The organism is Mucilaginibacter sp. P4_G9 (genome assembly GCF_056400985.1).
In genome coordinates this window covers 1-2,575 of record NZ_JBFUKF010000560.1, presented here as the reverse complement: position 1 = coordinate 2,575, position 2,575 = coordinate 1, and the positions used below count along the sequence as shown (strand labels likewise).

Below are 2,575 nucleotides of genomic sequence, written 5' to 3'. Positions count from 1 at the left end.
GTTCAGGCAAGGGACGTTAAAATCACGGTCTCTCCATCCGATGCAAAAATCTACATTGATGGTAATTATGTTGCTGATGGTATAACCACCGCCAGTCTAAAACGTAAAGATGGGTTCATCGTTGTTAAGTTTGTTAAGGATGGTTATGTTACTTTGGAAACTAAAWTTTTTGCTGCTGATAAAAGGGTTGCCGTTTCGTTTACATTAAGGAGGGACGCTTTTTTTGATTCATCTATTGAATCAGGGAATGCGAATAAATTTTTTGCACAAGAAATATCTTCAGATTATATTAAAAAAGCAGGAGACGCTAAAGATGCATCAATTTTAGTCTGGAAAATGTTGCACCAGGTAATTCTAAATTACTTTGAAGAAATCGAATCTTCTGACCAATTATCTGGCTTTATTCAAACACCATGGGCTTATAAAACTTTTGGAGATRCAGGCATTCAGGTTAGAACAAGGGTAACCATTAAGGAAAGTAATATTGGTGGAGCACTAACCTATAAAATGAAGGTTTCTTCTGAAATCGCCCCAATAAATTCATCTCACCGCGATGAATATTTTCAAGAATCGATAAGAGTCTTGAAAGAATACGAACCAATTATCTCTGAATTCCAGGCCAGACTGGGTAAATTATAAAATTAAAAAATGAAAAAAATACTACTTGTTATACTACTTACTTCAGTGAGTATCGGAGTTATGGCTCAAAAATTTGTTCTTAAAGATAATTTTGATTCGAACGCTAACGGGTGGACAGAAATTGTCGATAACAAAGGGGAAACAGCCATCATTGATGGTGTACTGCGTATAAAAAGCAAAAAAGCAGATTCATTTTATGAATCTCATTTTTTTAGCGACATGGACGTGCTGCACAATTTTGAAGTGAAGTGTGAGGTTAAGGTAAAATCGATTAACGATGATAGTAATTTCGGAATAATCCTTAATTATATTGATGATGGGAATTTTATTTTGTTCGCCATATCCGAGGGCAATGCGCGTTTGTTTAAATATGAAGATAGTAAACTTATAGGTAGGATTTCAAATGCTATCAAGTTAAAAGCGGCCCGAAAAGCGTCTGTTGACCTAGTGGTAAGAAACACATATCAAAAACTGACTTTTGAAGTGAATGGAATGAAAGCTATTGAGGCAAGATATGTTCCTTTAACATCAAGCGGCATTGGATTTTATGTTTCAGGTGATCAAACAGTTTCTTTTGACAATCTTGAGATTACGCAATAAGGAGATTAGATACATTCAAGTGTGGTTCAACCAGTTCGTCGTTTTTTGGCAAGTCGTCAATGTTGTTGCCACGTCACAATTTTCTCCGCGTAAGGGATAGCAACGAATACCGGCCCCGCGCCTAATGCCTGAAGCCGTATAAGTGAATAGCCCGACCCGACCAAAGGAGGGTTACGCCATAATTATTTGTGTTACCTAAAAAGTTCATTAAACCCCTTCCTTCCCTTCCCCAAGGAAGGAATCGCRCGTGGGCCGGGGCTTGGATGGKGGTGATGCMAAGTTCGCTTAGCAACTCCAACAAGGGCGGAGCAATAATGCCGATGATATGACTGTCTGCCCAAATTGCGGCAATGCTATGTTAGCGGTTCGTTGTTATTTTTAGTCATTTATTATTGACTTGAATAATGCAATAACACTGTTCCGCAAGGAAATGATTTACATTCTTTCAATGTTAATAGCAAATTGCTATTGATGAATTTCAAAATTGGTTCATCGCTATTACTGGCAAGCGGATTTACAAGTAAATAGTATTCGTCTACTAATTTGTGTCTGATTAAAGATGATACGAATTTATTACCTCCATAAACAATGATGTCTTCCCCTTTATTTTCTTTCAATTGTTTTATTTCTTCTGCAATATCGCCACTTATGATAGTAGCATTATCCCACTGATTGACCTTAAGTGTATTTGAAAAAATATCCTTGTGAGTATCATTAATTGGTTTTCCAATTCTACTATTAATATCATTGGGATCAGGATTCTCGGCTACATCCTTCCAATATGGAATAAAACCTTCAGCCGTGATTCGTCCGAGTAAGATACTGTCCACATTTTTAAGGTTGTCAATGCAAAAGGTTACCATATCATCATCCCAATTTATTCCCTCAAAATTCATTTGTACTTTTAATTTTCTCATGACGTTTTAATTTTAATTGTTTGTAGTGGTACAAAAATGTAGGATATAATTAAAAAAGATGCGAGCCAAAAGTGACAAAATAGAAGGGTGATTACGACTGAGATATTTTATATTATAAAGGTAGTAGGGTGTTACTTTACAATGACCGCTAACTCTTGTATTGTGGCAACCCAATATCACCTAACTTGCGGCAATACAACTAAGATACAGTGTATTTACGAAAGTTCCCTTCGCTGGCGCCCGCGTGTCGCGGGTGCCCCGCTGATAGGTTAGCGTTTTGTTAAGTAATGAATTTGCAAATCCCGGATGTTTAATCGCGCACTTGAAATGCCAATTATATCCCATATTAATTGGAAGCCCCCCGCGTAAGGGATAGCAACGAATACCGGCCCCGCGCCTAATGCCTGAAGCCGTATAAG

At 37.4% G+C, this 2,575-nt stretch carries 3 protein-coding genes; 2 read left to right on the top strand and 1 reads right to left on the bottom strand.

Translation table 11 applies throughout. From position 1 onward, the window contains the following. The coding region (locus tag AC1DPZ_RS25295) for a PEGA domain-containing protein (protein WP_477408694.1) at positions 1-639 on the top strand (639 nt) is incomplete at its 5' end. A 9-nt stretch (positions 640-648) separates the two neighbouring features. Next, positions 649-1,239 carry a hypothetical protein gene (locus AC1DPZ_RS25290; RefSeq protein ID WP_477408692.1) on the top strand — a complete coding sequence of 197 codons (591 nt, stop codon included), beginning with the start codon at positions 649-651 and terminating at the stop codon, positions 1,237-1,239. A 389-nt stretch (positions 1,240-1,628) separates the two neighbouring features. Here the strand turns inward: AC1DPZ_RS25290 and AC1DPZ_RS25285 are convergent, their stop codons facing one another. After that, a complete protein-coding gene (locus tag AC1DPZ_RS25285; RefSeq protein ID WP_477408690.1) occupies positions 1,629-2,156 on the bottom strand; it encodes a dihydrofolate reductase family protein in 528 nt (175 codons plus the stop codon). Between the last annotated feature and the right edge of the window lie 419 nt (positions 2,157-2,575).

Excerpts from the sequence above, each read along its gene's own strand:
- AC1DPZ_RS25285 (WP_477408690.1), bottom strand. The coding sequence starts at position 2,156 with ATGAGAAAATTAAAAGTACAAATGAATTTTGAGGGAATAAATTGGGAT.
- AC1DPZ_RS25290 (WP_477408692.1), top strand. The coding sequence starts at position 649 with ATGAAAAAAATACTACTTGTTATACTACTTACTTCAGTGAGTATCGGA.